Annotated in this window: 11 protein-coding genes; 2 read left to right on the top strand and 9 right to left on the bottom strand. The window is 59.7% G+C overall.

Annotated elements, in window-relative coordinates; translation table 11 throughout:
• Positions 1–71: 71 nt before the first annotated feature.
• On the top strand, positions 72–1742 hold the full coding sequence (locus H5P28_RS13285) for a glycoside hydrolase family 32 protein (protein WP_185676192.1): 1671 nt from the start codon (positions 72–74) through the stop codon (positions 1740–1742).
• Between the two features lie 29 nt (positions 1743–1771).
• On the opposite strand, the gene H5P28_RS13280 is transcribed toward H5P28_RS13285, so the two are convergent.
• A complete protein-coding gene (locus H5P28_RS13280; RefSeq protein ID WP_185676191.1) occupies positions 1772–2965 on the bottom strand; it encodes a GntR family transcriptional regulator in 1194 nt (397 codons plus the stop codon).
• A gap of 116 nt (positions 2966–3081) precedes the next feature.
• On the opposite strand from H5P28_RS13280, the gene H5P28_RS13275 reads away from it, so the two are divergent.
• Positions 3082–4416 (top strand): sugar porter family MFS transporter, encoded by a 1335-nt coding sequence (locus H5P28_RS13275; protein ID WP_185676190.1) that lies wholly within the window; start codon positions 3082–3084, stop codon positions 4414–4416.
• Positions 4417–4508: 92 nt separating this feature from the next.
• Here H5P28_RS13275 and H5P28_RS13270 read toward each other — a convergent pair whose 3' ends face one another.
• From H5P28_RS13270 to H5P28_RS13235, 8 genes are all read right to left on the bottom strand, one after another.
• Positions 4509–5207, bottom strand: coding sequence for a prepilin-type N-terminal cleavage/methylation domain-containing protein (locus tag H5P28_RS13270; RefSeq protein WP_185676189.1), 699 nt, complete (start codon positions 5205–5207; stop codon positions 4509–4511).
• Positions 5204–6001, bottom strand: coding sequence for a PEP-CTERM sorting domain-containing protein (locus H5P28_RS13265; protein WP_185676188.1), 798 nt, complete (start codon positions 5999–6001; stop codon positions 5204–5206). The genes H5P28_RS13270 and H5P28_RS13265 overlap by 4 nt, the downstream gene beginning before the upstream one ends.
• Positions 6002–6019: 18 nt before the next feature.
• Complete coding sequence (locus tag H5P28_RS13260) at positions 6020–6895, bottom strand: PEP-CTERM sorting domain-containing protein (RefSeq protein ID WP_185676187.1); 876 nt, start codon at positions 6893–6895, stop codon at positions 6020–6022.
• Positions 6896–7058: 163 nt separating this feature from the next.
• Positions 7059–7568 carry a response regulator transcription factor gene (locus H5P28_RS13255; RefSeq protein WP_185676186.1) on the bottom strand — a complete coding sequence of 170 codons (510 nt, stop codon included), beginning with the start codon at positions 7566–7568 and terminating at the stop codon, positions 7059–7061.
• Positions 7549–8856, bottom strand: coding sequence for a sensor histidine kinase (locus H5P28_RS13250; RefSeq protein ID WP_185676185.1), 1308 nt, complete (start codon positions 8854–8856; stop codon positions 7549–7551). The genes H5P28_RS13255 and H5P28_RS13250 overlap by 20 nt, the downstream gene beginning before the upstream one ends.
• Positions 8857–9017: 161 nt before the next feature.
• Positions 9018–10406, bottom strand: coding sequence for a sulfatase-like hydrolase/transferase (locus H5P28_RS13245; RefSeq protein ID WP_185676184.1), 1389 nt, complete (start codon positions 10404–10406; stop codon positions 9018–9020).
• A gap of 113 nt (positions 10407–10519) precedes the next feature.
• Entirely contained in the window at positions 10520–11221 is a 702-nt protein-coding gene (locus tag H5P28_RS13240; protein WP_185676183.1) for a hypothetical protein, read from the bottom strand.
• Between the two features lie 12 nt (positions 11222–11233).
• On the bottom strand, positions 11234–14737 hold the full coding sequence (locus H5P28_RS13235) for a pilus assembly PilX family protein (protein ID WP_185676182.1): 3504 nt from the start codon (positions 14735–14737) through the stop codon (positions 11234–11236).
• Positions 14738–15171: the final 434 nt, after the last annotated feature.

The raw sequence follows: 15171 nt of genomic DNA, 5'->3' as shown, positions 1-15171 counted from the left end.
CCGCCAGAGCTTGCACAATTATCCCCTGACAGCCTCCACCCTCCTTTCAGACCACCTCTGCCCTCTTTCTGATGACTGCTCATAAACTGCTCGGCCTCGCCTTGATGCTCCCCCTGACCGGCTTCAGCGCCGACACAAGAGACATTGAAATCACCCACCCCTACCTGCTCTTGCCTGTCAACCCGGAGGCAAAGCGGGAGTGGATGCAGTTCCGCGTCGATGGTGAAAAGGTCCGGGATTTCAACGTCGAGTTCGACGCAGAAAATCCGCTATTCTGGATGCCCGCCGACGTCAGCGCGTTCGTCGGCAAGACCCTGACCATCGAGTTGCCGACGGGGCAGCAGGGGGACCTTGAGGTGCTCAGGCAAGCGGACAGCTTTCCCGATGAAGCTAGCATCTACCGGGAAAAATACCGCCCGCAGTTCCACTTCACCACCAAGATGGGTCGCCTGAACGACCCCAACGGACTGGTTTACCAGGACGGGGAGTACCACCTGTTCTATCAACACGGACCTTTCGGTATCGACAGCACCTCGAAACACTGGGGCCACGCCGTGAGCACTGACCTCGTCCACTGGCAGGAATTGCCGACCGCCCTGCACCCGGACGAACTGGGGCATATTTTTTCGGGCTCCGCCGTCATCGACGAACACAACACGGCCGGTTTCCAGACGGGCGACGAGCCGCCGCTCGTAGCGATCTACACCTCGGCCCCCGCCGTGCAGGGGCATGCATGGTCCAAAGGGCAGCGGCGCTCTCAGAGCCTCGCCTACTCCAATGACCGCGGACGCACTTTTACCAAATACGCCGGTAATCCCGTGGTCAAAAACATCCGGGGAAACAACCGTGACCCAAAGGTTTTCTGGCACGAGGAATCGGGCAAATGGGTCATGATCCTCTATCTGGCCAAACCGGCCTTCGCGATACTCAGCTCGGACAACCTGAAGGACTGGACGCTGGAAAGCGAACTCATCATCCCCGACGGTCACGAGTGCCCTGAGCTTTTCCAACTCCCGCTCGACGGCGATCCGACACAGCCCTACTGGATCGTCTGGGAAGGCTCCGGACGCTACTCTATCGGCACTTTCGACGGGCGTGAATTCAGCCTGAAAAGCGGACCGTTCGAGGCCGTTTACGGAGCCAACGACTATGCCGCCCAGAATTTCAACCACACGCCGGATGGCCGCACCATTCAGCTATCGTGGATGGGCAGGGGAGAGTTCAAATATCCCGGTATGCCTTTTAACCAACAGATGACGGTCCCGCGCGAACTCACCTTGCGAACAACCGAAGACGGCCCCCGCCTGTATATTTATCCGATCAAAGAACTGGAGAACCTGCGCGGTGAGCATCACCAATGGCGGGATATAACGCTCCAGCAGGACACCCAGACCCTGCAAGGCATCGCCGGCGACCTGCTGGAAGTTGACCTCACTCTGAAGCCCGGCAGTGCCACCGAGGCCGGGGTGGAGATATTCGGCCAGCGTATTTCCTACAACCTGCGGGAGCAGACGCTCGTCGCCTTTGGCCGGGAAGCTCCCCTCCCCCTTATGCCGGACGGACTCATCCGCCTGAAGATACTCGTGGACCGCACCTCCGTGGAAATATTCGCCAACGAGGGATACCGGCAGATGGCCTTCTGTGTCCTGCCTCAGCTCAGCGCCGGCATTCGGCTCTTCGCCGATCAGGGCGAGTGCGAGTTTCCGTCTGTGGACGTCTGGGAACTGCAACCCATCTGGTAAACCGCAAAGCGCCCCCGGCCCGTACCCGCTCAGGCGGGGCCACGGTCCGTGGCGGTATAAGTCCCGCAGGACTCTCTTACCACCAGGCGCGGAGTCGCAACAAAGGAGCAGGCCGGGGCCAGTGGATTATCCATCCGCCGCAACATGGCCTCGAAGGCCAGTGTCGCGATTTCATCACACGGCTGGTAAACCGTCGTCAACGGGACGGCAATCAGCGTCGCGTACTTAACGTCGTCGAAGCCCGCCAGGCGAATATCTCCCGGCACCCGGACCCCCCGGCGCATCAGGCTTTGCAGGACCTGGGCGGCCGTCCTGTCATTACCGCAGATGCAGGCATCCCAGCGGTTACCGGCCATCATGTCGGCGATGACGGCGGGGTCCTCCGGGTTCCCTTCGATGACCCACTTCGCCTCCGGACGCACCCCGTGGCGCAGGAGGGCCTCGCGAATCCCTGCGATGCGCGCATCCACCGTCGGCGCGGCATAGGGCCGGGTAAAGAAACACAACTTGCGGCACCCGAGCTTCAGCAGGTGGTCGGCCATCATGTAACCGGCGGCCAGGTTGTCGATGCCGACGAGATCCCAGTTACTGCGCCGGGGAAACGCATGGACGTCGCGGTCGAGCAGCACGACAGTTATGCCCGCCTGCGAGAGCTCATCGAGCACTTTCCGGTTAATCTCCTCCTTCGATTTCGAACACTCGAACGGTGCGAAAAAGACCCCGTTGACCTTGCGCTCGATCAATTGGCGGCACAGCTTAAAGGTATTTTCAGGCTCTGGATTATTCAGCTTGCCGTAGCTGCCATGAAGCCCTCCCCAGACCAGCGTGTAGTCCCTGTTTCTAGCCAAACTGGCCAACTGCCCGCTGATCATTTCGAAGATCTCGGTATTCTCCAGCCCGGGCATCAGAAGCCCGAGTTGGGGGACTGTGCGCTCGCTCGCTTTCGTCCGCTTCTTGTCACTGACAAATGAGCCCGAACCGGCCTTGCGTTCGATCAATCCTGAAACGACAAGTTCCTGCAAGGCCTTGGCAGCCGTAGGCCGAGATACGCCATACATACGGACCAGCGCCGATTCGCTGGGAAGCCGGTCGCCAACGGCGTAGGTGCCAGATAATATCTTATTCTGAAGCTCTTGATAAATAACTTCATACTTGGAAAGCGCATTTGGTCGTGGCGCGGAACCATTGGCCGCAACCGTGCTATCAGCCTCAAAACTTGTCATGTCAGTATTTTTAAATCTGACAATATTTAGTGTTGTCATGCAATCATTTTCAAAAAACGATTTAGCGGATAGTTGAGGTTAGTCGCCCACTCAGTCAAGTCCTACCCATTGCCCCTATGACCAAGCCCGGAAACGCCTTGTTGCATTTCTCACTCGTCGCCTCACTTGGCGGTTTTCTTTTCGGATTCGACACAGTTGTCATATCCGGCGCAGAGCAGAGCATCCAGAAGATTTGGAGTCTGAGCTCCGCCTCGCACGGCCTGGCGATGAGCATGGCTCTGTGGGGCACAGTGCTCGGATCGCTCATGGGCTACTGGCCGACGGACCGCTACGGACGCCGCAATACCCTGCTGGGCATCGGCATCCTCTATGTGGTTTCGGCCATCGGCTCCGCCCTGGCGATGGACCCCGTCACCTTCATGGTGGCCCGCTTCATCGGCGGGGTCGGTGTGGGGATTTCCACCGTCGCCGCCCCCCTTTACATCAGTGAAATCGCCCCGGCGGATAAACGCGGGCGGTTGACCGGACTTTTCCAGTTCAATATCGTGGGCGGGATTCTGATCGCCTACATATCCAACGCCCTGATTGGCGGCACCGGCGCCGATGACTGGCGCTGGATGATGGGCGTGGAAGTCTTTCCGGCCCTGCTGTTCACCGCGCTGTGCTTCACGCTGCCGGAGAGTCCGCGCTGGCTGGCAGGGAAACGCGGAGACCGGGCCGGCGCCCTCCGGACCTTCCAACTGACCCAGCCCGGGCTCAGCCGCGAAGAGCTGGAGGCCAAGGTCGATGAAATCTCCGCCCTGGCGCATACGCCGCTGCTGACCTCGAAGTTTTTCTCCCGGCAGTTGCTCTCGCCCATCAGCCTGGCCTTTCTGGTGGCCTTTTTTAACCAGCTATCGGGCATCAACGCTATTCTCTATTTCGCACCCCGCATCTTCGAGATGACCGGGCTGGGCGCGCATACCGCGCTTTTCCAGTCGATCGGCATCGGCGTCATCAACCTTATTTTCACCTTCCTCGGTATCCGGCTGATCGACCGCCTGGGGCGGCGGACCCTGCTCTACCTCGGCTGCTTTGGCTACATCGCCTCGCTGTCGATCTGCTCGTGGGCGTTCTTCTCGGAGAACTATAAAATCGTCCCGCTGTGCATCTTCGCCTTCATCGCAGCGCACGCCATCGGCCAGGGAACCGTCATCTGGGTCTTGATCTCGGAAATATTCCCAAACCGCTACCGCGCCGCAGGACAGACGCTGGGGAGCTTCACACACTGGTTTTTCGCCGCTGCGCTGACCATGGTTTTCCCGCTCATGGTGGCCAACATCCGCCCCGGCTTCATCTTCCTGTTTTTCTGCTTCATGATGATCCTGCAACTGCTCTGGGTCATCTTTAAGGTTCCCGAAACCAAGGGCCTCTCTCTGGAGGAAATCGAAAAGAACCTGGAGCGATCATAGGGCACCCCGCCCGATTGATGCCAAAACCACTTTTGATGACTCCCTCCGGCTAACTGCTGCGGGGGAGAAGGGGCATCGGTCCCTCCCTGGCCTCACCTCGCCAGGGAGGGATTCCACAAATTGGTGTCCGTCGCGGGATCAAAAGTATCTCCCGCTTTCATCGTCTGGACGCGTCCGTCAACGAATGCGTAATTAGCCCGCCCCCCATGACGGTCATGGGCCACGGCGGAGTACACCGCGCCCTGCACACGCCACTGGTGCGCCATAAAGTGATCGGCGACGGCGTGCGGGTTTTCCGCCAGCAGGATCGTACGCTCCGGGTGCGGAACGTCGGACGGGCGGTTCCAGGTGGCAGGAGCTCCGGTGTAGGTATCGCGGCTCCCGAGTATGGGAAGCCCCGCCGGGGTGTAACGCATCTGCGAACTGAGTTCGAAAAAGACATTCAGACCGTAGCCCCAGGTCGTTTCACTGGTACCGTCTGCCTCCTGCACCGGACAGGAGAAAGCCGCCAGCCCCCGGTAGTCCAGAGGGTTGGCCAATTCCCGTTCACCCAGGTAGGGAGCGACAGCCGCCGCCCATGAACTGCCCGAGTGGCCGCTGCGCGGAAAATACCCCTGATGGTCCACCGAGTAGGCCAGGACCGCCTGACTGAGTGCGCGCAGGCGGGCGGTGCAACCAATGGTCTGGGCGTTCTCACGCACATCGGCGCTGACCGCGAAAACCACGGTCCCGAGAATCGTCACAATGCTCAACCCGACCAGCAGTTCCAAAAGCGTAAAGCCGCGCCTCATCGGGCATGCCCGGTTCGGAACCGGACGCGGCGGCGAGACCCCAGCACCGGTCCCAGCACTGCCAGCGCCGCGAGCAAAGCCACCTGCGTGGAAGGCTCCGGCACTACCGGCACCTCCCAACTCAGGGTTGTCGTGTCACTCGTCCAGCCCTCCAGCGGATTCGCATAGCCGTCCCCGACGTAGATTTCAAACGTCGCGGACAGCAGCCCCGTCCGGGTCGAAACCACGACCGGGTGCCACATCTTGATTGTGCTGGCATCCCCCCAGGCCGCGATATTATCCAGCCCGTAGGCCGAGCCGAAGTTGCCCTCCCCGAACACCTGTATCCAGGTGCCCGGATCGCCTTCGTGCTGCCAGACATCGGCCCAGTAGCCCACATCGTAGATTTTCAGCCCCTCGTCGATCGAGGTCGCCTTGATATAGACATAGGAGCCCGCGGGCAGGGACGAGGCATTCCCCGAAATAACCTCAAAACCGTAGCGCGTGCTGAAGGGCAGGTTTTGCCGGGTCGGGTCCAGCAAGTCGTACCACTCCTGCTCCGACTGTGAGGGATTGAAAACCGTATCGGAAAACGGATACGCTCCCCACACTTCGTAGTCCTGGAGCGAATACATGGGAATGAGCGTACCCTGCGAACCGTCGATCGTCACGCTCTGCTGTTCCATGTTCAGGTAAACCAGCGGCATGACCATCCCGCCCGTATCGTCGGGGCCGGGAATCATGTCCAGGGTCGCGGCCTGCGTCGCCGTCTGGGACAAGACCAGCACCAGTATCAGTGTACTCAAGCGTCTCATACCTAAGCGTTCCAGTAGTTATGATTTCGCGGATAGGCGGCGCATCAAAGCGGCGCAAGCCAGCGCAACCACCCCGCCCAGCATCGCGTAGGTCGCGGGCTCGGGGACCTGGCTGTAGGCGGAGTAGCTGATGGTCAGCGGAGTTATGCCATCAACCGTGGTGACGGAGTTGACCACGGTGGCGTTCACACCGTCCTCCGGCATGTTGTAAACGATCGAAAGCGTATAGCTGAGCAAGTACTCGGACGAAAAGGTATCCGTCGTGATGACCGGGACATGCACCATGTTGGAAAAGCTCTGTCCGTTCCAGATCAGGTAAGTGGAGCCGGTCAACTCGCTCCACTCCTCCTTGGCGGCATTGGCGGTCCCCCAGTCGTCGCTGCCGGCGTTAAAGTAGTACACGCTGGTGTTGCCCGCATCCTCCCCGGCGAGCGCCCCGCTGCCGTAGGTGATCGAATCCAACTGGATGGCAATCGAGTAGTCGTTGCTCTCCAGGTAGGTCCGCAGGTCGCCCGACAGGCTGAACCCGAACAGACGGCTAAAGGCCGCCCCCTGGCCGCCCTGCGCGGGCGGATTGAGCAGTGAGGCCCACCCGCTGCCGCTGGCGAAATAGTCTCCCGGATTGGTGACGGCAAGCGGCTTCAACACCTGATTGTCGTTATAACCCGCTTCGTTCGTCCAGCTCAATGCGCCCGTTTCGGTATCGAGGTTGAAATAGGCCATGTACATTCCGTTGATAGGGATATTGGAAAGCTCACCCGCCCGGCCCCCCGGAAGCGCGCAACAGGCGGCGCAAGCCAAGAAAGCGGCCCCCACTACGCGCCGGCGGCGTCCGTGCGTGAGACCCCGCAGGCAGTTGATGAGTACAGAGAGAAAGGAATTAATAACGTACATAAGCGGAAGCCACCTTACCATGACTCATCCGCCTTGGGAATGTGGCAAAATGCCGCACCCCCTTCCCGCGTCGCCCCTCTCGCGCCACCTTCCTCGCGTGGCTGCACGGCACCGGGCCTTCCGGCAGGTGCAGCGAGACGTTGGCATTCCCAGCGAATAAATATCAACGCGATGGCGCGTACTTCGCCAGCTTGCGCTGGAGCGAGCGTCGGTCGATACCGAGAACCCGGGCGGTCTTGCTGATATTGTTGTCACAGTCGGCGAGCACGCGCTGGAGGTGTTCCCACTCCACGCGGTCGAGACTGGGCGTCTCTTCCTCCGCCTCCTGCGGACGGCCTTCGAGCGCCGTTAAAATCTGCTGAAGGCTCGCGGGCTTGGTCAGGTAATCCGCCGCGCCCTGGCGGATGGCTTCCATCGCCGTGGCAATGCTGCCATATCCTGTGAGCATGATGATGCGCGCATGCGCACAGAGCTCCCGCAACTGCGGAATGAGGGCCAGTCCCCCCTCGCCGGGCATGCGCAGGTCCAGCAGCACCCCGTCGGGCGAAACGTCCCCGGCCTGCCCGAGCGCATCGCCATCGTCCGCCGTCCACACCTCGTGCCCCCTCCGGCGCAGCGAGAGTGCCAGGCGCTCGCGGAACGTCGCGTCGTCGTCAATCAGAAGTATTTTCATCGCTGCCTGATTCGTGCCGGGGAATCACAAGCGTCACCCGCGTTCCACGGCCCACTGTAGAGTCTACCTGCAAGTCGCCATTGATACGCTCGACGAACATCCTGACAAGAAAAAGTCCCAGCCCCATGCCTTCACCCGGTGCCTTGGTCGTGAAAAACGGCTCCCCCAACCGCTCAACCACATCGGCGGGCATTCCCCTGCCCTCGTCTTCCACCATGAAGCGAATTTTACCCTCTGCCTCAGAAACAATCAGCAAAACCCCCTTGTGGTTGATGTCCGCCTGGCAGGCGTTTTTGACCAGCACAGCCAGCGACTGAAGCAACGCCGTCTGCGGGAGGCGGACCGAACGGCTCAGGCACTGATTTTTGAAATGCAACTGCCGCAGGTGCTCGGGCTTCAGGTAAGGCGTCAGCAGCGAGGGTATCTCCCCGATGGCCAATTCCAGAAACGGGTCGCCCGCGCCCTCGGTCGTTTGCAGGCGGAGTTTTTCCAACACCACCCGGCAGCGTTCGACTTCGGAGCCGATCAGCGCCGCGTCTTTCATGCAGCCGGTGCTCCTGCAGCCGTCCCCGGCCTGCTGAGCCAGATCTTCGCTGACCAGGGCAATCGTCCCCAGCGGTGTTGCCAGCTCGTGCGCAACGCCCGCAGCGAGTGTGGCCAGCGCCGCGAAACGCTCGTTACGCACGCTGCGCATATGCGCTTCCTTGAGTTGGGCCTCGCGCCGGGCCAGCATGATCCTGAGCCTCCCGACGAAAAACACGATGCCCATCCCCACGAGAACCAGCGACAGCAGCATGCCGTGCAGATGGAAGTCCATCGACCCGCAGAACTCGTGCCCGGACAGACTCGGAATGATGTGCGGCGAGCGAAACAGCAACGCGTAACACCCCGCGCACAGTAGCACCGAGGCCCACGCCATCGAGTACGACAGCAGAATGGTCGCGATGGCGATGTGCAGCAGGTAAAAAATCGCGAAAGGATTATGCGAGCCGCCCGTCCAGTAGAGCATTACTGTAAGCGTCAGTGTATCGAGCGTAAGCAGGCCCGCGCACAAGCTTTGCCCCCGGGCGATGCCCCGTTTTTTGAGGAGCACCGCCGCCGCGTTTGTCAATGCGGTCACACCCATGCAGGGCAGCAACACTCGCCAGGGCAGCAACATCCCGAGGGCCAATTGGGAAAAGATACACAGCCCGACCTGCCCGCCCAGAGCCAGCCAACGCAGGTTGATCAGCAGGCTCAGCCCGGGGTTTTTATCGACTGGACTCTCGCTGGCAGCGGAAAAAGGCATCTCCGCAGTTAAACATCGTCCCACCGCCCGCTGGCAAGGCGTAATCGAATAGACATAATGGGCCCACACGCCTCCCCCGAGAACGTCACACTCCGAACAACCAGTACGGAACGCGGAAAATAACGTGACTGGCCTGGGTTTCGGATCAGAGCGATATCGCTTTAATCCTGCTCCTGAACAGGCTCGTGTCCCTTCTTCTTTACCTCCCACCAGGCGATGCCTTCAACCAGCCTTTGGTCAATGAAATCCGGCTCCGGCAGGGCCTCGTCCCAGACAGTGAAAGCGTTCTTCATCGCCGAGAATTTGTCCGGCATCCGGGTGGAAAGGTCCATTGTCTCGCCGGGGTCGTTGACGATATCATATAATGCCCACTGCGGGGTCTTGTTGTCGCCGGTTCCGTTTTTCAGGATTTTAAAATCCCCCTCGCGCATGGCGCACATGTACGGTCCATACCGCCAGTAGAGGCGTTCGTGCGGAGCTTTGTCCGTCTGCCCACGCAGCAGGGGAAGCAGGTTCACCCCGTCGAGCGCGTGCGGGCCTGAATACTCAGCTCCGGCTGCGGCAAGAGCCGTGGGAAAGATATCCAGCGCGCTGACCGGCTCACTAAAACGCCGGGCAGCGGGAACGCCGCCCGCGGGCCATTGGACAAGAAAAGGTGTGCGGATGCCGCCCTCGTAGAGCACGTACTTGCCCCCCTGAAACGGCGCGTTGGAAGCCCAGAAACGAGGAAACCCTCCATTGTCACTGACGAAGAACACCAGCGTATTTTCGTACAGGCCGTTTTTCCGCAAAGCGTCGAGCACCAGCCCGATATTTATATCCATCGCCGTGGTCATGGCCGCGTACGTGCGGCGGCTGCGGTCCTTGATATGGTTGTAGGGTTCGATGTATTTTTCCGTCGCTTCCAGGGGCAGATGCACGGCGCTGAATGCCAGATAGAGAAAAAACGGATCGCCACGATTCTCCTCGATAAAGGCCGCCGCACGCTCGCCGAAGTCGTCGGTCATGTATTGGGTTTTCTCTACATTCCTCTCATTGTGCCAGATCATCCCCGGCTTGTCCGGAAAGTATGGCAACGAACCGCCGATGAAGCCATAAAAGTCGTCGAAGCCTTTCTGGTTCGGCAGGTATTCCTCGCGTTCCCCGAGGTGCCACTTGCCGACCGCGCCGGTCGTGTACCCATCCGCCTTCAGTTCCTGGGCCAGCGTCGGGCGATCCGCCGGGATGCCGTAGTCACGCGTCCCGCCCGGGCCGGCGAGCGTCTGCACCCCGAACCGCTCCTGATAGGTGCCGGTCATCAGCCCCATCCGGCTGGGCAGGCAGACCGGAGCGGAAATATAAGCGTCGGTGAAGAAACTCCCGTTGGCCGCGAGGCTGTCGATATTCGGCGTCTTGATCTCCTCCGAACCGGTCAGAGAGAGATCACCGTGTCCGAGGTCGTCCGCTACGATAACAATGATATTCGGATGCCCGCCCGGCACTTGATCGGCAGCCTGCCCAATCACCCCAACCGACATGGCCGCCGCGTAAAAAATCGTTTTCCCCAACATAATATTCTCCATTACCGCTTATACGAAACAAACCGCAGCCTCATTAAAGATGCGAACCACTCACCCCGAAAACGGTCGGCTGGCGGGCCATATTCAGCCCTCATCTGTTGCAGCTATTTACTGGTAAACTGGTCGATAGATTTGATTTTCAAACGGGGTTTTCGGGAAGTCACGTCATCGGTAACGAAAACGATGCTGCGTCCGTTTTTCCGGTAAACCCAACGCGTATTCACCTTGGGAACCCATTGCCCGTCGATTTTTTGGCTAAAGTGGATCTGCACATCAACTTCATCCTTGGAGTCGGGAATCACGATGCGCGATTTCTTTCCCGGCAGGACAAATTTTTCGCTCCCGATAATGCCTCCCACCTCGTACGCGCTCAGGTTGTAAATGCAATAGGAGCCCCAGGGGAACACAGACGGGCTGTCATCAATGACCACGATGTTAAACTCAGGCCCGTTCTCCTGTCCGGGCGTCGCGGGCAGGAAAAGCAAGAGCACGTCATTCATGCCTGCGGGGATAGTCGCGCTGGCCGCCGGAATGCGCTGGACGGTGCCATCCGCCAGTGCCTCGGTGCGGTAAAATACAATGGGGTTCGTGCCGGCGTATTCGTGGGACTTGCCGCGAAATACACTGGAAATGCGTAAAGGAACCAGTTCCCCTCCATCGAGGTAGTGAAGTCCGCTCGCATGAACGCCATCCCAGGCCAGACAGGTGAAATGGACCCGCAAGGGAGGCTCCTCCTGAGCGCGCAAGGGGAAGAAGGCTCCAAGAAGCAGGAGGAAGGTGAGAATCGAGAGCGGGGATTTTTTCATGTGGGTGTCTCCTTAAATCTGGTCTTCGCCCAACCAGCGGAAAGACACGACCTCGAAGCGGCGACCGAAACGCTCGTTATCCGCACTGAGCGGAGTGCCGGGCGTGTCTTCGGGGCGGTTGGAATTATCCACGTACTGCGGAGTGCGCTGGACGACAGCTTCGCACCAGGCGCGGACTTCGGCGCCTGTCACCGGATTGACCGAGTCTCCATAGGCGCGGATGGTGAAGGTATCGGAACGGGCGGACAGCACCGGCCCAAGCGTCTGCAGCAGGTCCGCCTGGCGCAGGTAGCCTGTGGCCCCCGACTCGATCGGCCCAACCGCGTGATCGACGAACGGTATGTTGTAGGAACTCAGGTCGGAACTGTTCACCTTGGAGGAAAAGTCATTATTGATCGTCGTCTCGTCGATAGCCGCCTGCAAGGCCCCCTTCAAGCCGGTATCGTCATCGGCCAGGCGGCGGTTGACGAAATCGGCCATCGAAACGAAAGGCCCGCGCAGCTTCACCTGCTCCACGATCTTTTCGGCCAAGTCTTCGATCTGCGCTTCAGTCAGCGCACGGAAGCCGGTCCAAGGCCTGTCCGCCCGGTCATTGGGGAGACTCAGACGGCTGTAGGGGTTGTCCTGGGAACTGGCGGTGGACTGGCTGCCTCCCCCGCCACTGAGGTAGGAAACGTCGATCCCGTTGGTCGCACTCAGAAGCGCTTTCCACGCCTCCACCGAGGTGGAGTTCACGTTAAACGCCCCATCCACCGCCAGTGAGGCCGCAACCTGCTCGTAGGCATCCGCGTCAATGTCATTTCCCCCGGAACTGCCGAGCACGGTTTCGACGAAGTCTGCCGGAGCGGCTCCCGGAAGCAGTCTGATGCGGGAATTTGACAACCCGTAAGTACCATTGGCAAAACCCGTGACGAACGCGTTCCAGTCACTGTCGTCCATGCCCAGGTCGGCCCGGGGCACAAGCGTGGAAAAATAGTACTCATCCCAAAGCGCCTCATTACTCAGGTAGGACCAGTCGAGCTGGGTGTAGTGCTCGGTCTTGCCGCTGTTGGTGGCGGAGATCGTGCGGCTCAGCGATTCGCGGTCAATGTACGGATTGGCGTAGGAGTTGCCAATCGGGTAAGCGGGCTGCTGCGCGTAGTGAGTCACGTTGTTAACGTGCTGGAAGCCGGCCAGTGACTGCATGGGCAGCGTCGGGATCTCGAACAACACGACATGGGTATGGCCAGTCTCGTTATCATCTCCCCAGGAGCCGGCCGTCGGGATCGAGCCGTCATTCCAGCTCGAAAGTTCCCCCAGACTGAAACTCCAGTTCCCGGGGTTGACCGGCCCTTCTCCCAAGTCCTCTTCTTCCATTACGCCCGTCGAGCGCCGGAAATGGCTCGCACGCGGATTATAGTGAGTGAGAAACTGTACCGGCTCGTTATCCGAGGCAGGCTTCAGGTAGGTATCCATCACAGCGATGGGGAGCGGAACCGCCAGCAAGCCGTCCGCGTCCAGATCCATGAGTGTGACCGCGGTTCCATCTGGAGGCCATGTGATCACATTGGAAGCCTTGAGGCGTCCGGCGTGCACGTCGCGAATCTCGTCAGATCCACCAACCGAGCGCCCGAGCCGGATAAAGCTCTGCATAAATGTGCCGGTTTCGCCGGAAATCAGGATATTCTCATCGTCTTCGACGATAAGGACATGATTGTTATTGTCCTTATCATCCAGGTCCAGCTCGTCAAAGAGAATCCCAGGGAGCTCGGCGATCGGCCCTCCATACGGATGGCAGGCACTTTCGAGGGTACCGCTTGCTGGCATATAAGTATTCTCCGACATCGCATAGATCACGATTTCGCCGGGCTCCAGCGTTGTTTTTCCTCCGCCAGCAGCTGTCAATATGAGACTGATATTCTGCCCGTTGAGCATGTTGCTCAGCTCGTACTCCCGGTTCGTGCCTTTCTCCACATTGATACTGGTCTTGATCGTGGTATGGACCAGGTTTACCACCATCGAGTCGAATTCCAGTTTCACGTTGTACGGGTTCCAGATGCTGATCCGCGGCGCAATCTTCATATTTAACCGGTATTTGGCCGGGATGCGGGGAGTGCCAGTTTCTTCGTTCGCAGCGACGGCCTCCTGTTCGAGAACGGTCTCAAGGCTCAGGATGAACTGTTCGCGAAGCACGATCGGATTGATCGGCATATCGGTTTCCCGAGCCAGATCGACATTCGCGCCACTTTTGTTCGTGTACTGGGCACGAGCCACCGGGTCAGACCCGGCAAAGTAATAGCCCTCGGTGACCGATCCGGTCTTTGAACCATTATTGGGCGGATTGGGAAAATACGGTCTCGCCTCGATCTTGTAGCCGCTGCCGCTGGACTCGACGCCGCGTGGATGACCGGTTTTGTAAGACTGGTTACGGTCGGGGTCGTCGTTTTTGTAGAGTCGGTAGTAGTTGCGCAGCAAGTGCCAGGTGGGACCGCGTGCCAAGGCGTCCGAAGCCGCCGGCCGGGGGCTGCCGAAGTCATCAAAGGCGAAAAGGTAGTTGACCCTGTGCGCGCTCAGGTTGGGGACGGACTCGCCAGCGGCGGCAAAAGCGTCATTGGCATTGAAATCCGAAAGGTCCATCTCAAAGGCCAGGCTGAGGTCTTTCTTCAGGCCTCCCTGCGCGGTATTGGTCAGCAGTCCTTTGCCATAAGTCGTCAGGTCGTGGAAGCGGTATTTGCGCACCGGGTCCAGTTCGCTGTTGATGACGCCGAGCTGATTGACCGATGCCAAGCGCAGCAGCTCAGCCTCTGAGGTTTCATCGGTCGGAGTAATGATTTCGCCGATTTTCTTTCCACCGCCGGAAGCTTCCGTCGAGATGTTCTCCACCCCGAAACGCTGCGCGCTCATGAGCGAATAACGTTTTTCCTCGTTGGTACCACTGGAAGCACGTCGGTGGGGGTCGTTCAGGTTGACCTTCGCCTTGACCCCTTCGTCGGCCACCCAGTAAGCGAAGTGACCGGTCTCCTCACCCTCGGAAGAGATCGCGACACGGCCCGCCTGCACTTGGTCGTCAGGTTCGGCCACGCTCCCCTCGCCCACCAGCAGGATGGGGTCCTTGACGGTGGAGCCCGGTTCCAGCGAACCGCCGGACGTGCTCGTCCCTGACACCAGCCACCCCGCTACCGCAGGCTCCGTGAAGGCCGCGTGGGGGTTGAGCCCGGAGACATCCCAAACACCGGTCCAGTTCGCATGCAAGGGCTGGGACAGACCTTCGACCAGTCCGGCCGTTCCCGTCACCCGCTGGTCCGGCCCAGCCATCTCCTGAAGCTGGCCGATGGCTGCACGCAGCCCGAACAGCGCGTTCTGCTGGGCGCGGCTGATTTCCACGCTCGTCGCGCTGACCTGAGACTCCAGCCGCACCAGCGTCGTCAGGCTCATGATGAGCAGAAAGATAAAAGACATCAGGGCCAGCGCGACAATGAGTGCAAAGCCTCTCCTCCGGCTCTTGGCCAGAAGTGCGTCTTTAGGGGAAACTTTCATAACAAGCGGGGGGTAAGCGGCCGAAGCCGTATGTTAACTGTCCTTATTATCGGCATTAATTGCCATTTTCTCAAAAACATCTGTCACTTTTGCCTGTAAGCAGGATCATTAGCGGGTCGGTTTATTCCCTCGGCAGCAGGGGCTTCCTCCTCCTGCACGGCCTCGTCGAGGTTCAGGTGACCCACCACCGTGCCATCGTCAAATTCGCTACTGGTCTGGGTTCTGAGGCTGACAAAGAGCCGGCGCATATCGCGGATACCGCCCCAGGTAAACCAGATGCCGGTGACAATCGTCATCAGGACCGGAATCAGGATGCCCACCACATGCCAGAACGAGGACCAGACATGAACCGGCCAGGGAGCGACCCAATTCCAGATCGAACCGGTAATGCAAACCATTGCCCAGAATATCCCCCATCCGAACAAGCCGCCTGC

The organism is Ruficoccus amylovorans (assembly GCF_014230085.1).
Taxonomy (GTDB): domain Bacteria; phylum Verrucomicrobiota; class Verrucomicrobiia; order Opitutales; family Cerasicoccaceae; genus Ruficoccus; species Ruficoccus amylovorans.
This window is presented reverse-complemented; position numbering and strand designations above follow the sequence as displayed.

Coding starts and splice junctions, on each gene's coding strand:
- H5P28_RS13285 (WP_185676192.1), top strand. CDS start 72: ATGACTGCTCATAAACTGCTCGGCCTCGCCTTGATGCTCCCCCTGACC.
- H5P28_RS13280 (WP_185676191.1), bottom strand. CDS start 2,965: ATGACAAGTTTTGAGGCTGATAGCACGGTTGCGGCCAATGGTTCCGCG.
- H5P28_RS13275 (WP_185676190.1), top strand. CDS start 3,082: ATGACCAAGCCCGGAAACGCCTTGTTGCATTTCTCACTCGTCGCCTCA.
- H5P28_RS13270 (WP_185676189.1), bottom strand. CDS start 5,207: ATGAGGCGCGGCTTTACGCTTTTGGAACTGCTGGTCGGGTTGAGCATT.
- H5P28_RS13265 (WP_185676188.1), bottom strand. CDS start 6,001: ATGAGACGCTTGAGTACACTGATACTGGTGCTGGTCTTGTCCCAGACG.
- H5P28_RS13260 (WP_185676187.1), bottom strand. CDS start 6,895: ATGTACGTTATTAATTCCTTTCTCTCTGTACTCATCAACTGCCTGCGG.
- H5P28_RS13255 (WP_185676186.1), bottom strand. CDS start 7,568: ATGAAAATACTTCTGATTGACGACGACGCGACGTTCCGCGAGCGCCTG.
- H5P28_RS13250 (WP_185676185.1), bottom strand. CDS start 8,856: ATGCCTTTTTCCGCTGCCAGCGAGAGTCCAGTCGATAAAAACCCCGGG.
- H5P28_RS13245 (WP_185676184.1), bottom strand. CDS start 10,406: ATGTTGGGGAAAACGATTTTTTACGCGGCGGCCATGTCGGTTGGGGTG.
- H5P28_RS13240 (WP_185676183.1), bottom strand. CDS start 11,221: ATGAAAAAATCCCCGCTCTCGATTCTCACCTTCCTCCTGCTTCTTGGA.
- H5P28_RS13235 (WP_185676182.1), bottom strand. CDS start 14,737: ATGAAAGTTTCCCCTAAAGACGCACTTCTGGCCAAGAGCCGGAGGAGA.